Here is a 24126-nt window from a genome sequence, read left to right on the forward strand (position 1 = left end):
AAGTTTGGCTCTATGAGTCAAACTTCTCTAACTGTTTAATTAAAGTCGAAAAGTCTTTCGGATAAGGAGCTTCAAATTCAAACAAAGACCCTTCAATAGTAAAGCTTACCGATCTTGCATGCAATGCAAAGCGTCTCATAATCGGCAATTCTTCTTGTCCTTTTCCCAAACTATAACCTCGTTTTAATTGCGACAAATAAACTGGTTTACCTTTGTACAAATCATCTCCTACAATAGAAGCACGTTGAGTTGCTAAATGAATCCGGATCTGGTGCATTCTGCCAGTAATAGGCTTACATTCAACCAGAGTAAAGTGATTAAAATAGCGAATAGAATTGAAATAAGTAATTGCGTTCTTGCCGTTTACCCGATCAATGTTTACATTCTTATTTCCTTGATTCAAAATAGGTAAATCAACTTTCAGGTTGTCAAATTTATGCACACCCTCTATCAATGCATGATATTTCTTATCCACTCTCCTATGTTCAAATTCCATAGACACCAAACGATAAGTTTCAGGATTTTTAGCAATTAACATTACTCCCGAGGTCTCTCTATCTAAACGATGGCATATCTGAGCATCCTCATAATATCTTTTAGCCAATCGAAGAATATTCATGCTCCCACCTTCTCGATCATCTAAAGATGAAACCAAAGGAGGTTTATTAATCACAATAAGATTGTCATTCTCAAATATGATAAGTTCACTAAATTTTAGAAATTTGGGTTGTGATTTCGATATATCCATTGCAACAAAAGTACAATAAGAATAACTGAATAGGAAAATGTAGGCAAAGAAATACAAAAGCAATTAAAAGGAATCTTCTCCCAATTTATATTAATAATGATACACTCCTTAATACACTATAAATCAGAAATATAACAACTAACTATTTTACATGCTTACTTTTCCATAAGTTTGGACTCACTTTTGTGCTATTTAAAGCCCAATCAATTGATAGTAAATAATATGACACATAAAATACTAATTCTTGATGACGATTCAGACATCTTGTTTTTCTGCACTTATGTATTTGAGAATCTAGGATTTACTGTAATATCTTCAAACCATTGTAACGATATTATTGCTCAGGTTGAATCGTCACAGCCAGATATTATTCTAATTGACAATTGGATTCCAGACATCGGAGGTGTAAAAGCAACTCAACAGCTCAAAGCAACCGAACATCTTAAACATATACCAGTGATTATTTTTTCAGCAAATAGCAACCTGCCCCAATTAGCTGAAGAAGCAGGAGCAGATGACTATCTCAGAAAACCTTTTGATTTAGAGGAATTAGAAGGCCTGGCTCTTAAATATGTCAAACCTTAATAACAGGTTTGAACTAGGATACTTCAAATTTGTAGCCTACCCCTTTAACGGTAGCAACATAGTTTCCTCCTACCTTTTCTCGAAGCTTACGAATATGAACATCAATGGTTCTATTGGTAACCACTACAGAATCTTCCCAAATACTTTTTAGAATCACATCGCGCGTAAAGACCTTACCAGGTTTAGAGGCTAATAAGTAAAGTAGCTCAAATTCTTTTTTAGCTAATATAATTCTTTCCTCATTTCTAAAAACCATAAATGCATCGCGATCAATTACCAGGTCAGCAACTTCCAGCTTATTAAAAATGGGTTCTTCCTGTTGAATATTACGTCTCAGAATAGCATTTATGCGACTTACCAATACACGAGGTTTGATTGGTTTGGCAATATAATCATCGGCTCCGACATTAAAACCGGCAATTTCCGAATACTCTTCGCTTCTTGCTGTTAGAAATACCATGAAAGTATTTTTAAACTCAGGCATGGCACGCATTAATCTGCAAGCTTCAATGCCATCCATTTCAGGCATCATGATATCTAAAATAATCAGATCAGGAATCTCGCGTTTAGCCATGGTAATGGCTTGCTTGCCATTAACGGCAGTCGTGACATGGTATCCTTCTTTTCTTAAATTATATTCGATCAGTTCACGAATATCCGGTTCATCATCAACAACTAAAATATTATTCTTCGAAGTATTCATTCTTTATATTTTAGACGAATGTATGAATTAATTAAAACCACATCATTACCACAATATTAACAAATTGTTAATGATTACATTGCAAGTGAACTTAATTTATTATTGGATCCTTTCTTTTAACGCATTCTCCAAGTCTAAACCATGTAAATTCTTTCCAATTATAACACCGTTCGGATCAATCAAGAAGGATGCAGGTATCGCTGTTATTTTATAAAGCTGTCCTGTTTCACTATCCCATCTCTTTAATTCTGAAACCTGAGACCAATCTAAATTGTCATCTTTTATTGCTTTTAACCAGGCCGCTTGATTGTCATCTAAAGAAACACCCAAAACTGTAAAGCCTTTATCTTTAAATGTATTGTATTGTTTAACAATATTCGGATTTTCTTCACGACATGGCGCACACCAAGATGCCCAAAAATCTAACAGAACATACTTACCTTTAAAATCAGATAATTTAATCTTCCTGCCAGTTGATGATAGCGACTCAAAATCAGGAGCTTTCTGTCCAATGCTTACAGGCTTTAATTCTGCCATATGATTGGCAAAAGATTGCACGGCTGAATTATCAGGAAATTTAACACGAGCTTCATCTGCATAGCTTATTAACTCATGTTCATATTTTATAGGATCTAGAGAAAACAACGATAACATTGCATAAAAACCAGCGAGATTATCACGATTTTCTTGAGCAAACTCGAAAGTATTCCTTGAATTTTCCGCTATAATAGAATCGTTCTTCTTCGTTAACTCATTATGTACTGAATCCTCATTCTCCGTTAAAATTCTTTTTTCAAACTCGGCTTGAATCTCACTCTGACTTTTTTGAAAAGCCGCACGTATTGAACTCAACTTCTGTAATCTGGCAGACACCTCAGAACCTTTTATAGTATACTGATCTTCATTTTTATTTAAATCAGTACTAAATTCCACATTGTCACCATTCATTAACACAAGCATATACGGTCTGTTTGCTACAACCAGTGTATATGGCTTAGCCTCTAAGGCCGTTCTTTTAAACCTAAAATTATCATCCTCATTAAGAAAAGCAGAGTCTACAACATTATCACCTTCATACAACAATACTTTTTTAAGATCACCTGCATTCTCAACTTTCCCATTTAAAACAAATTGTTCATTGTTAGAACATGACGCAAACAACGATAAGGCTATCAGCCCTATTAATATTTTTCTCATTATCTTTCCTTTATGTTAACACATCAATTTATTGAATAATTGTCCGCCCTTTATCAATGGCCTCCTGCAACCCTTCACTGTTCTTACCACCGGCAGTTGCAAAAAATGGCTGACCACCACCGCCACCTTGAATCGACTTAGCCAACTCCCGAACAATATTACCTGCATTATAATTTCTTTCCTTTATTAAATCATCAGAAATCATTACACTTAAGTTTGGCTTTCCCTCTAAATCAGCAGCCAATACTAAAAATAGATTATCGACTGAATCACGCAACGAAAAAGCAAGAGTCTTTAAAGCATCAGCATGAGGTAAATCAACCTTTTGGCCAATGAAATTAATACCATTAATCGACTCAATTTTATTTAAAAGGTCTTTTTTAAGCGCTCTCGTCTTTTCAACCAGATTCTTCTCAAGTTCCTTTTTTAACTTAGCATTTTCTGTTATTAAGTCTTCCAATGCCTTTATCGGATTATTACCTTTTAATAATTCCGATATTTGTTTACTCTGACTTATTTTCTCTTCATAGTAGCGTAAAGCTGCTGAACCTGTTAAAGCCTCAATACGGCGCACACCAGAAGCCACAGCTGATTCTGAAGTAATCACAAATAAACCAATCATTCCCGTTTGAAGAACATGTGTTCCTCCACAGAGTTCAATTGAAAAATCAGGATCCATAGTAACTACCCGAACATAATTACCATATTTTTCACCAAAAAGTGCCATTGCTCCTAATTGCAAAGCATCTTCTTTTGGCATTTCAACAATTTCAACAACTAAATTCTTACGTATTTCTTCATTTACTATGATCTCAACTCTACGAATCTCATCATCAGTCATTTTAGCAAAATGAGCAAAATCAAATCGTAAAATATCAGGAGAAACCAACGATCCCTTTTGAGCCACATGCTTACCAAGCACACTCTTTAATGCTGCCTGCAAAAGATGAGTAGCACTGTGGTTATAACTTGTATTTAAACGCTTCTCAAAATCTACCTTTGCAACAACTGTTCCTTCAATCTCTGCTGGCAGCTTATCCAAAAAATGAATAATTAATTCATTCTCTTTTTTAGTATCGGTTACATAAATATCTTCATCACCAAAAGACAGAACTCCAGTATCTCCTACCTGGCCACCGCTCTCTGCATAAAATGGAGTCGATTCTAAAACCACCTGAAACTGTACCTTATCTTTATTCTTTATCTTTCGATAACGAGATACACGTGTTTCAATCAATAAATCATTATAGCCTACAAAATCAGACCCATCCTTAGCTGATAAAACAATCCAATCTTCTGTATCTACAGTAGTAGCAGCCCTGCTTCTATTCTTTTGCTTATGCATTTCTGCTTCAAAGCCTTCCTCATCTACCGTAAAATTATTCTCTCCGGCAATAAGACGAATAAGATCAATAGGAAACCCAAAAGTATCGTATAGTTCAAAAGCGTTCTTACCAACTATAACCCTGTCCTGTTGAGGATTACGGACAATATCATCCATTTTTTTCAAACCCTTTTCCAGTGTCTTTAAAAAAGATTCTTCTTCCTCTTTTATTACTTTCGACACGAAATCCATTTGCAGGTTTAATTCAGGGAAAACCGATTCAAATTGGGAAGAAAGAACGGGAATTAATTTATGCAGCAGGGCTTCCTCTACATGCAAATAAGAGTAATAATAACGAACCGCTCTGCGCAATATTCTCCGTATTACATATCCGGCACCTGTGTTTGATGGTAGCTGCCCATCAGCAATCGCAAAAGCTACTGCACGGATATGATCAGATAAAACCCGGAAAGCTACAGCTTCTTTACTATCACTTCCATCGTATTTTTTACCTGCTATCTTCTCAATCTCCTGAATGGTACCAGTAAAAACATCTGTATCGTAATTACTCTGTTTATTTTGCAATACCCTTACCAGTCTTTCAAATCCCATTCCTGTATCTACATGTTTAGCAGGTAATACCTGCAAAGAACCATCTTTCAGACGGTTATATTCCATAAATACATTATTCCAAATCTCTATTACCTGTGGATGATCTGCATTTACAAGATCCTCGCCAGCAACTTCTTTTCTTTCTGATTCTGAACGACAATCGATATGAATCTCACTACAAGGCCCGCAAGGACCTGTATCACCCATTTCCCAAAAATTATCTTTCTTATTTCCTTTTAAGATCCGATCCTTATCAATCCATTTCAACCATTCATCATACGCTTCCTGATCAAAGGGCAAACCCTCCTTTTCATCACCCTCAAATACAGTTACATAAATCTTATCTGGGTCTATCTTAAAAACCTCTGTAAGCAATAACCAGCTCCACTCAATGGCTTCTTTTTTAAAATAATCGCCAAAGCTCCAGTTTCCCAACATCTCAAACATGGTATGATGGTAAGTATCAACCCCAACTTCTTCAAGGTCATTATGTTTACCACTAACACGTAGGCATTTCTGAGTATCAACCACCCTTTTAAATTCAGGCACACTGTTTCCTAAGAAATAATCTTTAAATTGATTCATTCCTGCATTGGTAAATAACAATGTAGGATCATTCTTTATAACGATGGGTGCTGAAGGAACTATATGATGTTGTCTTGATTCAAAAAAATCTAAAAAGGCTTGTCTAATTTCTTTACTCGTCATGTGATTGCTATAATTGTGCAAAGTTAATCGTTTATCCTTAATTAGATAAAAAATAGGATATTAATCATCAATAAAGTAGCTTTGTGATAGTTCACAAATTAATCAATATTACAAATATGCCATACAAAGAACCCAATATCGAAAAATTGTATTATAGTATGGGAGAAGTAACAAAAATGTTTGATGTAAATGCTTCTCAGATCCGATTTTATGAACGTGAGTTTGATATACTTAAACCCAAAAAGAATAAGAAAGGAAATCGATATTTCCGTCCCGAAGATATCGATAACCTAAAGACCATCTTTTCTCTGGTAAAAGACAAAGGCTACACCCTTCAAGGTGCACGCGATTATATGAAATCTAATAAAAAGGATATTCAGGATAATCAAAGCATCATTAATTCCCTGGAAAAGATTAAAGCCTTTTTAACAGACGTAAGAGAAAGCTTATAAAACAGTATTCACAGGCTGTTTCACACCTCTTATTAAATACTCTTCAACCATCTCAACCATTTCTATATTACCTATAAAAATGGGTGTCCTTTCATGCATACTTTGAGGCTGGATCTCTAAAATCCTTGATTTACCATTGCTTGCCTTACCCCCGGCTTGTTCAACTATAAAAGCTAGTGGATTACACTCATACATTAAACGAAGCTTTCCATTTGGATAAGATGCAGTAGCCGGATATAAAAATATACCTCCTTTTAGCAAATTGCGATGAAGATCAGCAACCATTGAACCAATATACCTGGAAATAAAAGGTCGGTTTGTTGCTTCGTCTATCTGCTGACAATATTTTATATAATCTTTTACACCCTGAGGAAAATGAGCATAATTTCCTTCATTAATAGAATACATATGAGGATCTTGTCCAATCTTCATTTGAGGGTGCGATAAACAAAACTCTCCTATAGATGGATCCAATGTAAACCCGTTTACACCTTTACCGGTAGTATAAACCATCATGGTAGAAGAACCATAAACTATATATCCTGCAGCTACTTGCTCTGTTCCTTGCTGAAGTATCTCTTCCTGGCTAACCTCATTATCAAAGTTCTTCCGTCTGTATATCGAGAAGATCGTACCTACAGAAACATTGACGTCAATATTCGACGATCCATCAAGCGGATCAATACAAACAATGTACTTTGCATTCTTTGAAACCTGCGTGTTAATCCGGATACATTCATCATGTTCTTCTGAAGCTATCATACAACACTCTCCGCCATTGCTTAAAGCTTCAATAAATTCTTTATCTGCAAATACATCTAATTTTTGTTGTCCTTCACCCTGGATATTCTCAGTTCCGTTGTCCCCTAAAATATCCGCCAGCCCCGCTTTATTCACCTCCCTGTTAACAACCTTTGCTGCAATTCCTATATCACGCAATAAACGAGATAGCTCCCCTTTTGCAAAAGGAAATTCAGCTTGTTTTTCAATAATAAATTGGCCTAAAGTTTTAAATCTTGTCATAATTTGGTTTTACTAAGTATTAGATCACATAAATTGGTTCGGCAAAAGTAAGATGAAATGCTTAGTGTACAAGCCAGATCTTATATATGACTAAAAAATGACTGCTTTATCCCTTTTATTTCGGCCCTAGCTCAATTAATTCCATATTTTGAATGGAATCACCATCAATTATAAACCTCAAAATTGTCCTTACTTTCTGCCAACCATGCTTACCGGCAGCACCCGGATTTAGGTGTAAACAAGCATAATCTTTATCATACATCACTTTTAAAATATGTGAATGTCCTGATATAAATAATTTAGGGGGATTAACTTGCATTATATTTTTCACGACAGGCTGATAATGTTTCGGATAACCTCCAATATGGATCATGTATACATCAACATCCTCACAGGTAAACCTATTCTGTTCAGGAAACATCGCGCGCACTTCCTTTCCATCAATATTACCATATACACCGCGCAGAGGTTTAAAAGCAGCTAAAGTATCTACAAGTTCAATATTACCAAAATCGCCTGCATGCCATATTTCATCACAAGAGTCGAAATGTTTAAAAATGGCATCATCCAAATAGCTATGCGTATCCGAAAGCAATCCAATCTTTTTCATAAGCTAATCAAGAAATCAATAATTAATAAAAAAAGGTTTTAACAAACTCTGATAGTAAGCAGAATACACTCCCTCCTTTTCATAGATTTCAAAGTTCTTACTAACATACAAATCTGGCGGCAACTTTCTAAATACTGAAATTACCCTGAAAGGATCAGAGTGTGGAAAAGATTGAATATAAGTCTCTTCATTCAAATACAGATCAGCATCTAAACTCAAACTTAATACCTGATCCCGAATTTCAAGAGGCCAGATAATCTGGAAAGCACCTGTTAGAGTTAAGAACCTTCCGCACTTTTCAAACATCTTTTTATAAAACTCTATAGAAGAATGTCTTGATAAACTTTTCCTTTTATCTGCATTCTTCAATGAATTAATAAAAAACGGCGGATTAGAAACAATTAAGTCATAAAACCTCGTAGTCTGATAATCCTCAATCCCTGTATGATGTACTTCCAGGCGATCTTTAAATGGCGAATTCATAAAATTCTGTCGGGCACACAATACAGCATCCTCATCAATATCAATTGCTTCAATATAGGCATGTGGATAACGTTGCGCAAGCATCAATGCCATCACACCTGTGCCGGTACCAATATCTAAAACATACTCAACCTGATTATCCTGATTTGCCTTTACTGCCAATAAAACACCATCGGTGTTTATTTTCATTGTACAACCCTTTTGATTAACATTAAACTGTTTAAATCTAAATATATCTTCTTCCATCTAAACAGTTTCAGCAGATTGAGGTATCTGGGTCATTACAATATCTTTCTTTTTCATTTTTGAATTATAACTGGTATAGACAAAGCAGGCCGCAAAAATAATGCCCGTTGTAACTGCCATACAGCCTGCAACAGATACATCAAAATAGGCTGCGATCTGATAGCCAAAAAACGCAATCAAAATACCAATAATGACAGTATAGATAAGCATTCTTTTCAAGCTTCTGGTTATTAAATAAGCAATAGAAGGAGGCCCGATTAAGAAGTTGATTATCAGTATCGCTCCTACAGACTGGAAGGAAACAACAGTGGTAATAGAAACCAGCCCCATTAATAAATAATGCCAAAGTACGGTCGAAATACCTATTGCAGTAGCAAAGCCGGGGTCAAACGCTGTAAGCGAAAGCTGTTTATAAAAGAATATAATAAACGATACTATAACAATCAGCAAACCTCCTAATAAGTAAACAGGTCTTGGGCCTAAATTCATGCCTGATGCTGTAATCAATGTATCAATGGGCACATAGGCTATTTCGCCATACAAAACACAATCCTGATCTATATCAACCTGCCCCGCAAAAAGGCTCAGCAAAATTACCCCTACCGCAAATAAGAAAGTATAAGTTACACCAATAGCAGCATCGCCCTGCACCTTCGCCTTTTTATGAAGATATTCAATAATAAAGGTAGTGACCAGGCCCAGCGTACTTGCTCCTATTAATATTGTTAAAGGTTCCCTGTTCCCACTGATCAAAAAGGCGATTACTATTCCCGGTAAAACGGCATGACTGATGGCATCTCCTACCATACTCATTCGGCGAAGAACCAAAAAGCAACCCAGCAAACCTGCTGAAACAGCAACCAATGCACCGGTTAATATTATCCAAAATGAGATCATCTCTTCTATTTTTAAATTCTTGGTATAACAGATTCATGTGGATCCCGATCCGGGAAACCTAATTGAATCTCAAGTTCCTTTTCCAATTCTGGTGTTAACACATGCTCAATCATCTCAGCATTCTCATGTACCTTATGAGCTGGCATCTGCATGTATTTTGTTAAATACAGTTCCCATAAACGATGCAAACGCACAATTCTGGCCGATTCTTTCATACCTTTTTTCGTAAGCAGCCAATCTTCTCCTACACGTTCAATAAGATTCTGCCCTTTCAAGCGATTTAAAGCAGACTTAAATCGATCCTGGCCAACGGTCCGTTTCTCCATCAATTTTGAAACTGAATATTCACCTTCAAAATAACCTGAAGGTTCACCCAGTTGATAAAATATCTTAAGTATATTTTCTTCATCAGTTGTTTTAAGATGCTGTCTTTTATTCCACCACAAGAATACAGAGCCCCTCTTTGGTGCAAAAAAGAAAGAGAAAAATGCAATGAATGAAGAAGCAACCACCATCCATGGCCCTGTAGGCATGGCAGGTGCCATATAAGATATAAATGCTCCTGCCAAACCAGAAAACGCACCAAAACAGGCTGATATAATTACAATCTTTCTAATATTATCTGACCAGAAGCGAGCTGCAGCAGCAGGAGTAATTAACATAGCTGCCATTAAAACAACTCCAACTGCCGTAATACCGGTAACAACGGCTAATACGGTAAGCGTAGTAAGCAATAATTCTAACCTGGATACAGGTAAGCCAAGTGTTTTAGCATAAGGTTCATCAAAAGCGGTTAATTCAAACTCCTTAAAAAAGGTAATAACCGTAATAACTAAGATAATTGCAATAATGGAAAACACAATTACATCATTTCCAATCAAAGCTGCTGCATTCCCAAAAATAAAGCTCTCCAATCCGCTCTGCGAAGCATAACCACTATGTTGAATATGAGTCAGCATCACAACACCCAAACCAAAAAATACAGTTAAGATAATACTAATGGCTGCATCTTTCTTAATCTTAGAATTACGCGTAATAAAATCAATAATAACAATTGCCAACCAGCCAGATATAAACGCGCCGATAATCATTAAAGGAATGTTTTTATTACCTGCAAAAAGAAATGCAGCACATATTCCCGGCAAAACAGAATGAGAAACAGCATCGCCAATCAATGCTTTCTTCTTTAATACAATAAATACTCCCACAATAGCAGAGCTCGCTGCCAATAGCATAGACCCCAATACCACATAGCGAATATTAGGATCTGAAAAGGAGAAAAAATCTATTACTGCCTGCATTATTTATTTTCCTTTGTTGGATAGGGTGTGTTTGCTAAAATATTTCTAACATCAGAAAGCAAAGTCAACTTCCCTCCATACGTTTTTTTAATATTCTCTTCTGTAAATGTTGTTTCTGTTGGTCCATGAGCCACTAAATTCACATTCAACATAATTATCCAATCGAAGTATTTCTTAACAGATTGCAGGTCATGATGCACAACAATCAGAGTCTTATTCTCTTCCGACATTTTCCTCAATAATTGGATAATTGTTTCTTCAGTAGCTGCATCAACACCCGCAAAGGGTTCATCCAATAAATAAAAATCAGCTTGCTGTGCCAAAGCTCTTGCTATAAACACTCGTTGCTGTTGTCCACCAGATAGTTGAGATATTTGACGCCTGGCAAAATCTGCCATTCCAACCTTCTCCAGACAATCCAATACCACCTCTTTATCGGCCTTACGAGGTCTGTTTAAAAGCCCCAATCGGCCATACCTACCCATCATTACTACATCAAAAACAGAAGCCGGGAAATCCCAATCTACAGATTCACGCTGTGGCACATAGCTCACTCGTTTTCTAACCTCATCAAGCGACTGATCAAAAATCTTTACAGAACCGTTCGTAATGGGAATAACTCCCATAATCGATTTTAATAAAGTTGATTTACCGGCACCGTTCGGCCCCACAATACCAACTATTTTACCTCGTGGAATTTCAAAATCAATTCCCCATAATACTGGCTTCCGCGTATATCCAACTGTCAGACTATTTACTTTAAGAACGCTATTTTCATTCATCATCTTAATGCTTTAACAATCGTATTTACATTATATTCCATCATTCCGATGTAGGTACCTTCCTTTGAAGCAGGCTCGCCTAATGCATCTGTATAGAGCGTTCCTCCAATTTTCACTTCCTTCCCTTTCTCCCGAACACCTGCAACAACTGCATTTAACGATTTCGAAGAAACAGAAGTTTCAACAAAAACAGCCTGAATATCCCTGTCAATAATCATTTTAACTAAATCAGACACATCACGCAATCCGAATTCAGAAAGCGTAGATATTCCCTGCAAACCTTTCACCTCGATATGATACTCAGATCCAAAATAATTAAAGGCATCATGCGAAGTGATAAGCACTCGCCTACTTGTCGGAATCTTAGCAATCTCCTCTTCCACATAACTATCCAAACTATCCAGTTTCTTAATATAAGCTGCTGTATTCGATTCAAAATAAGAGGCCGAACCAGGCATTTGTGCCGACAGTTTTTCACAAGCAATAAGCACAAGCTCTTTCCAGATTTTTACGTTAAACCAGATATGAGGGTCAGGAACAGCACCTTTCTTATCAACCTTCCGGATCATTTGTTCTGGAATTTCATCGGCCAAAGCCATCACTTTTTTAGTACGGCCTAACTTCTCAAGTACCTCTGCTAATTTACCTTCTAAATGAAGACCCTGATAAAATATATAATCGGCCTGCATTAATTTTTCCAAATCGCCCAAGCTCGCTTTATACAAATGGGGATCAACACCTGCACCCATTAATGACTGAACATCTGCAGAGTCCTGAACAATATTACGAACAGCATCTGCCAGTAAACTTGTTGTAACTACAATCAAAGGTTTATCCCGCACTTCAGCTGCCTTATTCTGACAGGAAGAAAAGAAAAAAACAAATGATATTAAAAGGAACAAATACCGCATATCCAAATTTACAAGTTTATATTGCAAAACTAATTAATTTAGATTAATCTAACAATTATATTTTCACTTACATCGCGAATTATTTAACCGTTCCTCTTTATCTAAACGAATGATCTCTAAGGAACAAAAGAACCTAAAGCAAAAAGGGGAACGATTATAATCGTTCCCCTTTTTGCTTTATTAAAAAACATTTAATTCAGCACCCTATATTCGCTTGGCAAATACCCTACTCTATTCTTAAACAAACGAGTAAAATGCTGTGGATATTTAAAACCCAATTCATAAGCAATTTCACTTAAAGACTTATTCTGATCCAGAACCCTTTCTTTTGCCTCATCAATCAGTTTAGAATGAATATATTCTTGTGGTGATCTGCCTGTTTCTTTTTTAACCAAATCTCCGAAATAGTTAGTCGAAAGATTCAACTCATTAGCGCAATATGTAACGGAAGGAAGTCCAATATTCCTAGGATTATCAGATTTAAAATAACCATTCAACAAATTTTCAAATCTTTCTAAAACCCCTTTATGCACATCCTCCCGAGTAATAAACTGCCTATCGTAAAATCGAGAACAATAGTTTAAAAAAAGCTCAATGTTAGATGAAATAAGCGTTTTACTATGCGAATCAACAGCATGTTCAATTTCATACTTGATTTTCGAGAAACAATCTAATATAATTTGTCGCTCTTGTTCCGACATATGAAGCGCTTCACTCATTTCGTAACTAAAGAAGCTATAATCACCTATTTTCTTAGCAAGTGGAGTACCTTTAATTAAATCTGGATGAAATGCCAAAGCTACTCCCGATGGCTGATAATATTCTTTATTTGTTGCTTCAGTAAGTTGTCCGGGTGCCACAAAAACCAATGTTCCCTTCTGGTAGTCGTAGTTATGCCGTCCATACCTTAGATCGCCACAATTTACATCCTTTAAAAAAACAACATATAACCCAAAAAACATTTTACAACCTTTTCTTTTGTTCGCTTTAGAAAGATCTAAAACATTCACCAAAGGATGTAAAGTTTCGTGGTTATTGAATTTATTGAAATCGTTAATTGTTTCAAAATTGTTTATCGCCTCCATAATCTTCCCATATTAAAGATAATTTTATTACAAAGCTAAACATATCAGACTTTTTACAAACAGACAACTGGCAATAACCTTACTTCAAGATCTTTGTAACCATTCCGGAAAGCGTCCCTTTGCACACTATTTCTCCTGTCTCATTTTGCATAGATACATTACAATGCAATCTTTTCATGCGAAAATAAACCTTCTCAGACGTTACCGTAACCTTCTCTCCGGGGAATACAGGTTTCAAAAAATCAATCGCTGTAGAAGTAAGCATAACATGGCCAACTGAACTATCTTCAGCGTTTCCGACCAAATACAAGCCCAGGCAAACAAGTCCAATCTGCGCCATTGTTTCTGTTAAGATTACACCGGGCGTAACAGGACTATCTTTGAAATGACCTTTATAAAAATCCAGGCCAGCATCAAAAGTAAATGTTCCAACAACACCATTCTCATCTAATCGCTGCAGATCATCCACAAACAGAAATGGTTTACTATAAGGTAAAATGTTTAATATATCTTTCGCATTCATAAATTATTATTTACACTATTAACAAGACAAGATTAGTAAATTAAATTTCAATAAATTTAACTTGTTGTTCACATTTTCTACATAAATTTTCTTTTCTTTATACGAAATATAAGAACATATCTACGTTATTATATTTATAACCAACCAATTAAAACCCCATTATGGAGCAAATAGCTACCTTTATTAACGATATTATCTGGAGCAATGCACTTATACTACTTTGTATCGGAGCTGGAATATATTTTTCAGTTGCAACCCGTTTCTTACAGATTCGCTACATAAAAGAAATGATTCGCTTGCTTTTTGATGGGCAGGCTTCCAATCAGGGAGTATCTTCCTTTCAAGCATTTTCAATTGCGATTTCAGGAAGAGTTGGTACAGGTAATATTGTTGGAGTTGCTACAGCCATTGCCATGGGAGGTCCCGGAGCCGTATTTTGGATGTGGGCAATTGCATTTCTGGGTGCTTCTTCAGCCTTCGTTGAAGCTACCTTAGGACAGATCTATAAAGTTGTAAAAGACGGCCAATTTCGAGGAGGACCCGCCTATTACATCGAAAAAGGATTGGGCATTAAATGGTATGCTATGTTATTTGCAGTGGTTACTATTTTAAGTACTGCTTTATTCCTACCAGGCGTACAAAGCAATAGCATCGCATCCAGCATGTTTAATGCCTTTGAAATACCAGTATGGGCAACCGGTACATTTATTACTATCTTACTGGGACTTATCATCTTCGGTGGAGTTAAAAGAATTGGTAAAGTTGCTGAAATTGTAGTCCCTTTTATGGCTGGTGCCTACATTTTAATGGGAGCAATCATTGTCTGTATAAATATTACGGAAGTTCCTGCTGTTTTTAGTCTGATATTTCGTTCAGCATTCGACTTAGAACCTGCATTTGGAGGTATATTCGGAATGGCCGTTGCATGGGGAGTAAAAAGAGGGATCTACTCTAACGAGGCTGGACAAGGTACTGCACCGCACGCCGCATCTGCTGCAGAAGTTAGCCACCCCGTAAAACAAGGCTTGGTTCAAGCTTTTTCTGTTTACGTAGATACCATTTTTGTTTGTACAACCACTGCGTTGATGATTATCTTCACCGGACAATATAACGTTGAAAACCCAGCCGGTGGATTCATTCTTGAAAACATTCCAGGCGAAGGTCCAAGTTCATTTACGCAATTTGCTGTTAACACCCACTTTCCAGCTGTTGGAAGTGGATTTGTGGCTATAGCTCTTCTGTTTTTTGCTTTCACCACTTTAATGGCCTACTATTACATTGCAGAAACCAACCTCAGCTACCTATATAGCAAAGGAACCAAAAAATGGATGCTCTGGTCGCTTAGAGGTTTAATTATGATTGCAACCTTCTATGGAACCGTAAAATCGGCAGAATTAGCCTGGACCTTTGGTGACATTGGCGTTGGATTAATGGCGTGGTTAAACTTTATAGCTATCATCCTATTAAGGAAACCTGCATTTATAGCATTTAATGATTACATGGCTCAACGCAAACAAGGGATCAAACCAGTCTTTAATGCTAAAAAACTAGGAATCAAAAACACCAGCGAATGGGGCGATGATAAAACTTAACAGTCCTTTGGTATCAAAGCAACAACCGTTAATTTACAAACAGCACTGATGGTTTAAGCTAACAACCGCTTTGTCCTAATAACCAATAGATAATAACGAACACTAATATTGTTCCGATACAACCTCCACCCCATCTCCAGGCGGCAGCTCCGGCAATTATTGTTTTTAGCCAATTTTGCATACGATGTCTTCTTGAAGTAAAATTTAATCTTTCATCTACAACACAAAACCAGGGACTTTGTTTATTTACACCTTCTTTCTATTCCATTTTGCATTTATTTGTGTAAGACAAAAGATTGTCATTTAAATGAAAAACTGCTTGTACTGCTCCTGTAGAACTAGGAATATATGTATAACCAAAATCAGTAATTATTATAGCTAATACTGGGTAAGACATAGTTTTGATCAAACAGTGGTCAAACAGTGGTTGAACAGTGGTTAAACAGTCCTCAAGCAGTGGTACAATGACTGCTTAAGGACTGTTTAACTACTGCTCTTTCTCTTCTCTTCCTTTTCCAGGTATGGAGAAAGCAGTTTCAATTAATTACTTATGATCTTAAATATACTTTTACGGAAAAAGCCAATCTCATTCGGATTGGCTTTTTGTATTGGAAATAATTATCAAATACTAAGGCTAAGGCTAATAAATAGCTTGAAACTAGCGCTTGAAATGTTAAGCTAATGCTTGCTTTAAGTCCTCTAATAAGTCCTCGATATCTTCGATACCTACGCTTAAGCGGATTAAATTATCGACTACACCAACTTTTTCACGAACTTCTTTAGGGATAGAACCGTGAGTCATGGTTGCAGGGTGGTTTATTAAAGACTCTACCCCTCCCAATGACTCTGCTAAAGAGAATACTTTAAAGGAAGAAGCTATGCGGAAGGTATTTTCAATGGAAGTATCTTTGAAAACAATGGATATCATTCCTCCAAAATCGCGCATTTGTGTTTTAGCAATATCGTGGTTATTGTGATCTGGGAAACCAGGCCAATATACCTTTTCAATTTTAGGGTGGCTTCTTAAATATTCAGCTACTTGTCGGCCGTTTTCACAATGAGCTTTCATTCTTACATGAAGGGTTTTGATACCCCTTAATGCTAAGAAGCAATCTTGAGGTCCGGGTGTACCACCACAAGCGTTGTAATAGAAGAATAATTGTTTGTAAAGTTCTTCATCATTCACAACCAAAGCACCCATAACCACATCTGAATGACCACTGATGTATTTTGTTACGGAGTGCATAACAATATCAGCACCTAAATCTAATGGATTTTGCAGATAAGGAGATGCAAATGTGTTATCTACTGCTAATAAAACATTATTTTCTTTTGCAATTTTGGAAACTGCTAAAATATCAACAATCTGTAAAGTAGGATTGGTTGGCGTTTCAACCCAGATCATCCGTGTTTTCTCATTTAAGTATTCACGGATAGTTTCCGGATTAGAGAAATCAATAAAATGGAATTTGATTCCGTAGGGTTCAAATAGCTTAGTGAAAATACGATATGAGCCACCATATAGATCATTTCCTGTAATTACTTCATCGCCTGGTTTAAGTAATTTTAAGGCTGTTTCAGTTGCAGCCATTCCGCTTGAAAACGCTAATCCAAACTTGCCATTCTCTAACGCAGCAATACAATCTTCTAATGCTGTACGCGTAGGATTTGTTCCTCGCGAATACTCATAACCTTTATGTTTGCCGGGAGCAGCTTGGGTATAGGTTGAAGTTTGAAAAATCGGAGTCATAATCGCTCCGGTAGTAGGATCCGGACTTTGGCCAGCGTGTATGGCCTTGGTTGCAAATTTCATATTATATAAATCAATTAAACGTTTTTATTGTTCTTTAATGGTAAGATAACAAATGTACAAAACTTAATACAGACCATAAACTCATCAGTTTCAATAGCCTTATATAGTTTTCCAATAAAGTTTTACGATATTTATAAAAGATCATAAAAATATATGAAATTATGAATCCCTCTGTAGCTGTTTTAAATCCCATTCTAATTGACCAATACAAAGATGTAAGAGAAGCTTCCGAAAAAATCTGTGAACCTTTAGAGGTTGAAGATTATGTGCTTCAACCCATTGCAGATGTGAGTCCGCCGAAATGGCATTTGGGCCATACTACCTGGTTTTTTGAGACCTTCATTTTACTCAAGCATTTAAAGGGATATGAGGCATTTAATCCGCATTATAATTTCGTGTTTAATAGTTATTATGAATCAGTAGGAGCAAGGGTTATTCGGGTAAATAGAGGAAATCTGAGTCGGCCGACTGTAACGCAAGTTTATGAGTATAGAAGGCATGTTGACCTGGAAATGAAACGTTTTTTGACAAGTACTCTTTTGGACCGTGATTTAAAAAACTTAATACTATTGGGCTTAAATCATGAACAGCAGCACCAGGAATTACTGCTATGTGATATCAAATACATTTTGGGCAACAATCCTCTTTTTCCAGTTTACAATATTTCTCCAAAGGTTCTTGTTTCTCCAAAACCAATAAGTACGATCCAGATTCCCGAAGGGATTTATAAGATCGGGAATAGCGATACGGATAGCTTCAGCTTTGATAATGAACGGGGTAGACACAAAGTACATCTTCAGGAATTCTCAATAGCAAGTGAGCTGGTTAGCAACGCAGATTATTTGGAGTTTATTGAAGATGGAGGCTATGCTGATTTTGTTTATTGGCACGCTGACGGTTGGGAATGGGTAAAAAAGAATGAAATTATGGCTCCATTATACTGGCATAAAGTAGATGGCGAATGGTACAATTATAGCCTTAATGGCTTTCAAGCCATTGACCCTGAGGAACCTGTTTGCCATGTTAGCTATTACGAGGCTTTTGCTTATGCTAGCTGGAAAGGCACACGCTTGCCCACAGAAGCTGAATGGGAAGTTGCATCTGATTATTTTGATTGGGGCAAACGTTGGGAATGGACGGAAAGTGCTTATCTGCCCTACCCCGGATTTAAGAAAGAAGAAGGCGCTATTGGAGAGTATAATGGCAAGTTTATGGTCAGTCAAATGGTATTGCGCGGAGCTTCTGAAGTTACCCCAAAAGATCATAGTAGAAATACTTATCGTAATTTTTTCTACCCTTCTGCGAGATGGCAATTTACGGGTATCCGAATTATCTTAAACCCTTAAATTAGCTATGAGCAAATTTTACGATGATGTAAAACAAGGCCTATCAAGTAATCCTAAAAGACTGTATTCAAAATATTTTTATGATAAAGTTGGTGATGCAATATTTCAACAACTTATGCATTCTCCTGAATATTACTTAAGTGAGTGTGAATTAGAAATACTACAGCAGCAATCAGCCGATATAGCTGATCAGGTGACTGATCATTTCAATGAATTTGATTTGATTGAGCTTGGTGCAGGAGATGCGAGTAAGTCTGTCTTTTTGCTGCAGGGCTTGTTAGATAAGGGTTCTGATTTCACTTATTATCCTGTCGATATTTCTCAAAATGTTATCGAGCAACTGGAGGATAAGTTACCTAAAATATTACCTTCTATTCAAATAAAGGGGTTAAATGGCGAATATCTAACCATGTTAAAGCAATTAACCGAGCAAAGCAGCAAGCCTAAGTTGATCTTATTTTTGGGAGCGAATATAGGGAATATGAACATGGACCATGCGACAACTCTTTGCCAGAAAGTTCAGGAGTTATTGAAACCAGGTGATCTGTTTTTTATCGGTTTTGACTTAAAGAAAAATCCTTTAACAATTCTTGCTGCCTACAATGATAAAGCAGGTTTAACCCGCGATTTCAACTTGAATCTTTTGAGCAGAATAAACAAGAAGCTGGCTGGCAACTTCGACCTGGATGCTTTTTATCATTACCCAAACTATGACCCCATGACAGGGGCCTGTAAGAGTTATTTAATCAGTGCAAAAGATCAGGAAGTAAGCTTTAGTGATGGAAAAGATGAAGTATCTATTCATTTTAAACAGCATGAGGCTATTTTTATGGAAATATCAAGGAAGTATAGTATTGAGGAAATTGAAGACCTGGCTAAGGCTGCAGGTTTTGAAATAACGAACCACTTTCTTGATTCAAAAAAGTGGTTCGTAGATAGTTTATGGAGGAAAAACTAGTAGGCTCTGGCAAATAAAACACGTTGAGTGGATGGTTTACCTGTCAATATACATTGACCTTCTTCTAGCTTATTATCTAATGGGATACAACGGATTGTAGCCTTTGTTTCTTCTTTGATGCGCTTCTCTGTTTCAGCGGTTCCATCCCAATGAGCAGATATGAAACCTCCTTTTCCTTCTAAAACCTCCTTAAATTCATCGTAAGAGTTTACAAGGGTAATATTATCAGTACGGAATTTCAATGCTTTTTCATAAATCGCATGCTGTATTTCGTCTAATAAAATTTCGATACGCTGTGACAAGCCTTCTTTAGAAACAGATTCCTTACTCTGATTATCACGACGAGCAAGCTCTACCAATCCGTTTTTCAGATCTCTTGCGCCTATTGTTATTCTTAATGGAACACCTTTTAATTCCCACTCAGCAAATTTAAATCCTGGCCGGTAGCTATCTCTGTCATCAAACTTAACAGTAATATCTTTTTGTTTACATTCTGCAACTACTTGGTCAACGAGCTCAACAATTTCAGCTCTCTCTTCATCTGTTTTGTAGATTGGCACAATAACCACTTGGATTGGAGCTAATTTAGGTGGCAAAACCAACCCGGCATCATCAGAATGTGCCATAATTAAAGCACCCATCAAACGAGTAGAAACTCCCCATGAGGTTGCCCATACGTATTCTTGTTTACCTTCTTTGGAAGTAAATTTAACATCAAATGCTTTTGCAAAATTCTGTCCTAAGAAGTGAGATGTTCCTGCCTGAAGGGCTTTACCATCTTGCATTAATGCTTCAATGCAGTAAGTATCTAAAGCACCGGCAAAACGCTCGGTTTCTGTTTTCTTTCCCTTAACTACCGGAACCGCCATCCAGTTTTCTGCAAAATCTGCATAGACATCAAGCATTTGTTCTGTTTCTGCAATGGCCTCTTCGGCTGTAGCATGAGCAGTATGGCCTTCTTGCCATAAGAATTCTGCTGTTCTTAAGAACAAACGGGTACGCATTTCCCAACGAACAACATTCGCCCACTGATTAACCAAGATAGGCAGGTCGCGGTAAGATTCGATCCATCCGCGATAGGTGTTCCAGATAATGGTTTCTGAAGTTGGCCTTACAATCAATTCTTCCTCAAGCTTGGCATCTTCATCAACCACAATGTTACCGGTACCATCGTCTTTTAAACGGTAATGTGTTACAACAGCGCATTCTTTTGCAAAACCTTCAACGTGAGAAGCCTCCTTTGTAAAAAATGACTTAGGGATGAATAAAGGAAAATAGGCATTACTATGCCCTGTATCTTTAAACTTTTTATCTAAAGCGGCTTGCATCTTTTCCCAAATTGCATATCCATATGGTTTAATGACCATACAACCTCGGACAGCAGAATGTTCTGCCAGATCAGCCTTACTAACTAACTCATTATACCACTGGGAATAATCTTCTTTTCTGCTTGTAATACCCTTACTCATTTCTTTATTATCTCAATTTTTATTCGTATATTATACTACATTGACAAAGTTATACGGATTTATTAATAATGTAGCGTATATTCAATAAAAATCGTTTATGAATTAAACTACGTCATATAAATATAGTCCGTACTTTTGTAATTGACCACGATGCATAAAACGAACAGAGATGAAGATGAGAAAATATATAATTAAAGGCCTGGCGTTCTCAGGAATATTAGCGTTAATGGCCTCTTGTACTACGATGCAGACAGCTCAGCGGAGCTTTCCTGATGATGTTTATGGGCGAACACCTGAGCCTCAGGTTGTAGTTCAAGACACCGATTCTGATGCTAATGAACAATACAGCGATCAGGAATATGCAGACAATTATTATAATGATTATTACGATGGTTATAATGATCGATTCTTATACGGAGATCGGAGCAATCGTTTTTATTACGGTACTCCCGGAATGCCTTTCTACGATCCTTGGATAAGTAGCTACGACTACTATAGTCCATATTATTACAGCCCTTTTCAATACAGTCCTTTCAGATCAGGTTTTTACCTTGGTCTAGGATTTGGCAGTCCATGGTATAATCCATTCAATTCTTGGTATAGCCCTTATGGGTACTATGGTTATGGATATTATGGATATTCAAGTCTTGGTTGGGGATATCCATATTATGGTTCTTACTGGGGACCTTATTCTTACTATGGTGGAGGTTATCCTGTTAACGTTAGGAACGAGCGTACGCGCCCTACCCGCTTAGGAACCGACAATGTTGTTAGACCTAACAGACCATCGTCTTCTATAGGGCGTCCTACTATAAACAGCACCGCAAGGCCAACGAGAGTACCTAGTGCTACAAATAGCAGACCATCGAATGCAACGACAAGACCTACTACAGAGCGACCAACAACAAGGCCTACGCAGCAAACGCGTCCTACTCAAACAAGACCTGTAGCAAGGCCAGCTGCACCTACAGTAAGCAGACCAACTAGCAGTGGCTCTCGTCCGACTAGTTCTGCACCTTCTAGATCAAGCGGCGGTAATACACGTTCAAGATAATTTAAATTAAGCCGATGGTGATATCATCATCGGCTTAATTTTATGATGATATATAGACACCCTTTTTATGAACAAAAAAACAATTCCTATTCTAATTGCTTTAGTTTGCATGGCAAGTTTGAGCAAAGCTCAATATATTGAAGATGCAATGCGATTTTCGCAAACTGACCTTGGCTCAACGGCTCGTTTTAAAGCTATTGGAAATGCAAGTACTTCGCTTGGTGGCGACTTAAGCTCTATAACAGGAAATCCGGCAGGGTTAGGTTTCTTCAACTCTTCAGATGTTGGTTTCAGCTTAAACTATCTTAATAATAATAATAACGGTAATTATTACGGCACTTCTTCTTCGGCACAGGTTGAAAAATTCAATTTCGACCAGGCTGGTGTAGTTTTCAATATGCCTATTCACCGGAATGCATATAGAAATTCTGGCTGGTTAAACTTTAATGTGGGAATAGGATATGCGAAAACAAATGACTTTAACTCTACTATCCATTTTGAAGGCGAAAACAATAACAGTAGCTATACCAATTTCTTAACAGAAGCAACGGACCCTGTGTTTGAGGACTGGGGCGTAAATAGCTGGCTATTGGAGGTTGACCCAACTAATCATTATTATACATCTGCCAGCGAAAGCTTAACAAATGATCAAAAGAATAGTGATATACGAACCGGCAGTCAATACCAAACCAACTTTAGCTTTGGAGCAAATTATAACAATCAGTTTTACGTTGGTGCTTCAATTGGTGTTGCCGGATTTAACTATCGATCAGAGAAAAGATTTGATGAGTTTGGAAATATAAAAAGTGCAAGCGAATTCCTGGTTATAAATCCTAATTCTAATTTCTTAAAACCTGAGAATGCAGGGCTTTTAAATGCCCCTTATACGCTTAGCTCATCTAGTACTCAAAAAACAAATGGTACCGGTTTTAACGCAACACTCGGACTAATTTATCGTCCTGATAACATGTTTCAGATCGGATTCTCAGCTACTTCTCCAACCTGGTATGTGGTAACGGACGACTATTCAATGTTTTTTGATAGCTGGATTGATCCAACTGATGGTACTGAAACCGCTGAATATCATCCCAATGAGGAATTATATTATGAAGAATATAATCTTAGAACTCCATACCGCTTAAATGCTGGTGTATCTGCAAAATTTGAAGGCGGATTAATCAGTGCTGATGTTGAGTACGTTGATTATACCAGTATGCGAATTACAACGAATGACCAGGCAAATGACAATCAATCTGCAGATATAATAAGTAGTGAATACAAAGGAGCTGCTAATTTCAGATTAGGTGGGGAATATAGATTAACTTCTGATTTCTTGTTAAGAGCAGGTTATAACTACCAAGGCAATCCATATCAACATATCAGCTCTACGAAACAAACAGTTTCTGGAGGCTTAGGTTACCGGGTAAACAATGTATATATTGACTTAACTTACCTGAATAGCAGACAAGAAATAGGTTACACACCTTATCAATCAGAAACTTTCCCAACTGACCCGGCTACTATTAAGAATTCACGAGATAATGTATTTTTAACTCTTGGGTTGAAGTTCTAAGCACAAAACCGATATTCGAATATATTTTAAAGAGGTCTGTATCATTTCTCATGGTACAGGCCTCTTTTTTTGATTGTTTTCCGCTAAAATATTTACATTAGTTGCTGTAAAGGGTGTTTACATCTCTTAAT

At 36.9% G+C, this 24126-nt stretch carries 23 protein-coding genes; 7 read left to right on the forward strand and 16 right to left on the reverse strand.

From position 1 onward, the window contains the following. Positions 1-10 precede the first annotated feature (10 nt). Positions 11-748, reverse strand: a complete 738-nt coding sequence (locus tag C8N28_RS03700; RefSeq protein WP_132221640.1) for an RluA family pseudouridine synthase — start codon at positions 746-748, stop codon at positions 11-13. A 222-nt stretch (positions 749-970) separates the two neighbouring features. Between C8N28_RS03700 and C8N28_RS03705 the strand changes: the two genes are divergently transcribed. After that, the gene (locus tag C8N28_RS03705; protein ID WP_132221642.1) at positions 971-1333 is read left to right on the forward strand and encodes a response regulator; all 363 of its coding nucleotides are present in this window, start codon (positions 971-973) and stop codon (positions 1331-1333) included. A gap of 13 nt (positions 1334-1346) precedes the next feature. On the opposite strand, the gene C8N28_RS03710 is transcribed toward C8N28_RS03705, so the two are convergent. The 3 genes from C8N28_RS03710 to alaS all read right to left on the reverse strand — a co-directional run bounded on the left by C8N28_RS03710 (position 1347) and on the right by alaS (position 5877). Further along, positions 1347-2036: a response regulator transcription factor gene (locus C8N28_RS03710; protein ID WP_132221644.1), complete on the reverse strand. Its 690-nt coding sequence runs from the start codon at positions 2034-2036 to the stop codon at positions 1347-1349. 99 nt (positions 2037-2135) lie between these two features. Next, positions 2136-3233 carry a peroxiredoxin family protein gene (locus C8N28_RS03715; protein WP_132221646.1) on the reverse strand — a complete coding sequence of 366 codons (1098 nt, stop codon included), beginning with the start codon at positions 3231-3233 and terminating at the stop codon, positions 2136-2138. A 28-nt stretch (positions 3234-3261) separates the two neighbouring features. Beyond that, positions 3262-5877 carry an alanine--tRNA ligase gene (alaS, locus tag C8N28_RS03720; RefSeq protein WP_132221648.1) on the reverse strand — a complete coding sequence of 872 codons (2616 nt, stop codon included), beginning with the start codon at positions 5875-5877 and terminating at the stop codon, positions 3262-3264. Positions 5878-5993: 116 nt separating this feature from the next. On the opposite strand from alaS, the gene C8N28_RS03725 reads away from it, so the two are divergent. Beyond that, a complete protein-coding gene (locus C8N28_RS03725; protein WP_132221650.1) occupies positions 5994-6329 on the forward strand; it encodes a MerR family transcriptional regulator in 336 nt (111 codons plus the stop codon). On the opposite strand, the gene fbp is transcribed toward C8N28_RS03725, so the two are convergent. From fbp to C8N28_RS03770, 9 genes are all read right to left on the reverse strand, one after another. Further along, entirely contained in the window at positions 6324-7352 is a 1029-nt protein-coding gene (gene fbp / locus C8N28_RS03730; protein ID WP_132221652.1) for a class 1 fructose-bisphosphatase, read from the reverse strand. The two genes, C8N28_RS03725 and fbp, sit on opposite strands and share 6 nt — an antisense overlap. A gap of 115 nt (positions 7353-7467) precedes the next feature. Further along, positions 7468-7962, reverse strand: a complete 495-nt coding sequence (locus C8N28_RS03735; protein WP_132221654.1) for a metallophosphoesterase family protein — start codon at positions 7960-7962, stop codon at positions 7468-7470. Positions 7963-7977: 15 nt separating this feature from the next. Beyond that, on the reverse strand, positions 7978-8634 hold the full coding sequence (locus tag C8N28_RS03740; RefSeq protein WP_165870296.1) for a tRNA1(Val) (adenine(37)-N6)-methyltransferase: 657 nt from the start codon (positions 8632-8634) through the stop codon (positions 7978-7980). Positions 8635-8691: 57 nt separating this feature from the next. Then, a complete protein-coding gene (locus C8N28_RS03745; protein WP_132221658.1) occupies positions 8692-9588 on the reverse strand; it encodes a metal ABC transporter permease in 897 nt (298 codons plus the stop codon). Between the two features lie 11 nt (positions 9589-9599). Continuing rightward, positions 9600-10889 carry a metal ABC transporter permease gene (locus tag C8N28_RS03750; protein WP_132221660.1) on the reverse strand — a complete coding sequence of 430 codons (1290 nt, stop codon included), beginning with the start codon at positions 10887-10889 and terminating at the stop codon, positions 9600-9602. Then, positions 10889-11674 (reverse strand): metal ABC transporter ATP-binding protein, encoded by a 786-nt coding sequence (locus C8N28_RS03755; protein WP_132221662.1) that lies wholly within the window; start codon positions 11672-11674, stop codon positions 10889-10891. Before C8N28_RS03755 ends, C8N28_RS03750 begins: the two co-directional genes overlap by 1 nt. Further along, the gene (locus C8N28_RS03760; protein ID WP_221410183.1) at positions 11671-12609 is read right to left on the reverse strand and encodes a metal ABC transporter solute-binding protein, Zn/Mn family; all 939 of its coding nucleotides are present in this window, start codon (positions 12607-12609) and stop codon (positions 11671-11673) included. Before C8N28_RS03760 ends, C8N28_RS03755 begins: the two co-directional genes overlap by 4 nt. A gap of 164 nt (positions 12610-12773) precedes the next feature. Next, positions 12774-13667 carry a helix-turn-helix domain-containing protein gene (locus C8N28_RS03765; RefSeq protein ID WP_132221666.1) on the reverse strand — a complete coding sequence of 298 codons (894 nt, stop codon included), beginning with the start codon at positions 13665-13667 and terminating at the stop codon, positions 12774-12776. Positions 13668-13746: 79 nt separating this feature from the next. Continuing rightward, positions 13747-14190 carry a 3-hydroxyacyl-ACP dehydratase FabZ family protein gene (locus C8N28_RS03770; RefSeq protein WP_132221668.1) on the reverse strand — a complete coding sequence of 148 codons (444 nt, stop codon included), beginning with the start codon at positions 14188-14190 and terminating at the stop codon, positions 13747-13749. Between the two features lie 161 nt (positions 14191-14351). On the opposite strand from C8N28_RS03770, the gene C8N28_RS03775 reads away from it, so the two are divergent. After that, entirely contained in the window at positions 14352-15782 is a 1431-nt protein-coding gene (locus C8N28_RS03775; protein ID WP_132221670.1) for an alanine/glycine:cation symporter family protein, read from the forward strand. Positions 15783-15840: 58 nt separating this feature from the next. Here the strand turns inward: C8N28_RS03775 and C8N28_RS13905 are convergent, their stop codons facing one another. Together C8N28_RS13905 and C8N28_RS03780 are read right to left on the reverse strand one after the other, a co-directional pair. Further along, on the reverse strand, positions 15841-15963 hold the full coding sequence (locus C8N28_RS13905; protein WP_262708398.1) for a hypothetical protein: 123 nt from the start codon (positions 15961-15963) through the stop codon (positions 15841-15843). A gap of 492 nt (positions 15964-16455) precedes the next feature. Continuing rightward, positions 16456-17595 carry a cystathionine gamma-synthase gene (locus C8N28_RS03780; RefSeq protein WP_132221672.1) on the reverse strand — a complete coding sequence of 380 codons (1140 nt, stop codon included), beginning with the start codon at positions 17593-17595 and terminating at the stop codon, positions 16456-16458. Positions 17596-17756: 161 nt separating this feature from the next. On the opposite strand from C8N28_RS03780, the gene egtB reads away from it, so the two are divergent. Together egtB and C8N28_RS03790 are read left to right on the forward strand one after the other, a co-directional pair. Continuing rightward, positions 17757-18941: an ergothioneine biosynthesis protein EgtB gene (egtB, locus tag C8N28_RS03785; protein ID WP_132221674.1), complete on the forward strand. Its 1185-nt coding sequence runs from the start codon at positions 17757-17759 to the stop codon at positions 18939-18941. Positions 18942-18948: 7 nt separating this feature from the next. Then, the gene (locus tag C8N28_RS03790; RefSeq protein ID WP_132221676.1) at positions 18949-19899 is read left to right on the forward strand and encodes an L-histidine N(alpha)-methyltransferase; all 951 of its coding nucleotides are present in this window, start codon (positions 18949-18951) and stop codon (positions 19897-19899) included. Here the strand turns inward: C8N28_RS03790 and proS are convergent. Beyond that, positions 19896-21368 carry a proline--tRNA ligase gene (gene proS, locus C8N28_RS03795; RefSeq protein WP_132221678.1) on the reverse strand — a complete coding sequence of 491 codons (1473 nt, stop codon included), beginning with the start codon at positions 21366-21368 and terminating at the stop codon, positions 19896-19898. The two genes, C8N28_RS03790 and proS, sit on opposite strands and share 4 nt — an antisense overlap. Positions 21369-21537: 169 nt before the next feature. Between proS and C8N28_RS13820 the strand changes: the two genes are divergently transcribed. Next, entirely contained in the window at positions 21538-22422 is an 885-nt protein-coding gene (locus tag C8N28_RS13820) for a hypothetical protein (protein ID WP_185140120.1), read from the forward strand. 67 nt (positions 22423-22489) lie between these two features. After that, complete coding sequence (locus C8N28_RS03805; RefSeq protein WP_132221680.1) at positions 22490-23995, forward strand: OmpP1/FadL family transporter; 1506 nt, start codon at positions 22490-22492, stop codon at positions 23993-23995. The last annotated feature ends 131 nt before the right edge of the window (positions 23996-24126 follow it).

Source organism: Albibacterium bauzanense (assembly GCF_004339765.1).
In the GTDB taxonomy this organism is placed as follows: domain Bacteria; phylum Bacteroidota; class Bacteroidia; order Sphingobacteriales; family Sphingobacteriaceae; genus Albibacterium; species Albibacterium bauzanense.

Bases quoted from the DNA above. Each gene is read 5' to 3' on its own strand.
- C8N28_RS03700 (WP_132221640.1), bottom strand. From the start codon at position 748: ATGGATATATCGAAATCACAACCCAAATTTCTAAAATTTAGTGAACTT.
- C8N28_RS03705 (WP_132221642.1), top strand. From the start codon at position 971: ATGACACATAAAATACTAATTCTTGATGACGATTCAGACATCTTGTTT.
- C8N28_RS03710 (WP_132221644.1), bottom strand. From the start codon at position 2,036: ATGAATACTTCGAAGAATAATATTTTAGTTGTTGATGATGAACCGGAT.
- C8N28_RS03715 (WP_132221646.1), bottom strand. From the start codon at position 3,233: ATGAGAAAAATATTAATAGGGCTGATAGCCTTATCGTTGTTTGCGTCA.
- alaS (WP_132221648.1), bottom strand. From the start codon at position 5,877: ATGACGAGTAAAGAAATTAGACAAGCCTTTTTAGATTTTTTTGAATCA.
- C8N28_RS03725 (WP_132221650.1), top strand. From the start codon at position 5,994: ATGCCATACAAAGAACCCAATATCGAAAAATTGTATTATAGTATGGGA.
- fbp (WP_132221652.1), bottom strand. From the start codon at position 7,352: ATGACAAGATTTAAAACTTTAGGCCAATTTATTATTGAAAAACAAGCT.
- C8N28_RS03735 (WP_132221654.1), bottom strand. From the start codon at position 7,962: ATGAAAAAGATTGGATTGCTTTCGGATACGCATAGCTATTTGGATGAT.
- C8N28_RS03740 (WP_165870296.1), bottom strand. From the start codon at position 8,634: ATGAAAATAAACACCGATGGTGTTTTATTGGCAGTAAAGGCAAATCAG.
- C8N28_RS03745 (WP_132221658.1), bottom strand. From the start codon at position 9,588: ATGATCTCATTTTGGATAATATTAACCGGTGCATTGGTTGCTGTTTCA.
- C8N28_RS03750 (WP_132221660.1), bottom strand. From the start codon at position 10,889: ATGCAGGCAGTAATAGATTTTTTCTCCTTTTCAGATCCTAATATTCGC.
- C8N28_RS03755 (WP_132221662.1), bottom strand. From the start codon at position 11,674: ATGATGAATGAAAATAGCGTTCTTAAAGTAAATAGTCTGACAGTTGGA.
- C8N28_RS03765 (WP_132221666.1), bottom strand. From the start codon at position 13,667: ATGGAGGCGATAAACAATTTTGAAACAATTAACGATTTCAATAAATTC.
- C8N28_RS03770 (WP_132221668.1), bottom strand. From the start codon at position 14,190: ATGAATGCGAAAGATATATTAAACATTTTACCTTATAGTAAACCATTT.
- C8N28_RS03775 (WP_132221670.1), top strand. From the start codon at position 14,352: ATGGAGCAAATAGCTACCTTTATTAACGATATTATCTGGAGCAATGCA.
- C8N28_RS13905 (WP_262708398.1), bottom strand. From the start codon at position 15,963: ATGCAAAATTGGCTAAAAACAATAATTGCCGGAGCTGCCGCCTGGAGA.
- C8N28_RS03780 (WP_132221672.1), bottom strand. From the start codon at position 17,595: ATGAAATTTGCAACCAAGGCCATACACGCTGGCCAAAGTCCGGATCCT.
- egtB (WP_132221674.1), top strand. From the start codon at position 17,757: ATGAATCCCTCTGTAGCTGTTTTAAATCCCATTCTAATTGACCAATAC.
- C8N28_RS03790 (WP_132221676.1), top strand. From the start codon at position 18,949: ATGAGCAAATTTTACGATGATGTAAAACAAGGCCTATCAAGTAATCCT.
- proS (WP_132221678.1), bottom strand. From the start codon at position 21,368: ATGAGTAAGGGTATTACAAGCAGAAAAGAAGATTATTCCCAGTGGTAT.
- C8N28_RS13820 (WP_185140120.1), top strand. From the start codon at position 21,538: ATGAAGATGAGAAAATATATAATTAAAGGCCTGGCGTTCTCAGGAATA.
- C8N28_RS03805 (WP_132221680.1), top strand. From the start codon at position 22,490: ATGAACAAAAAAACAATTCCTATTCTAATTGCTTTAGTTTGCATGGCA.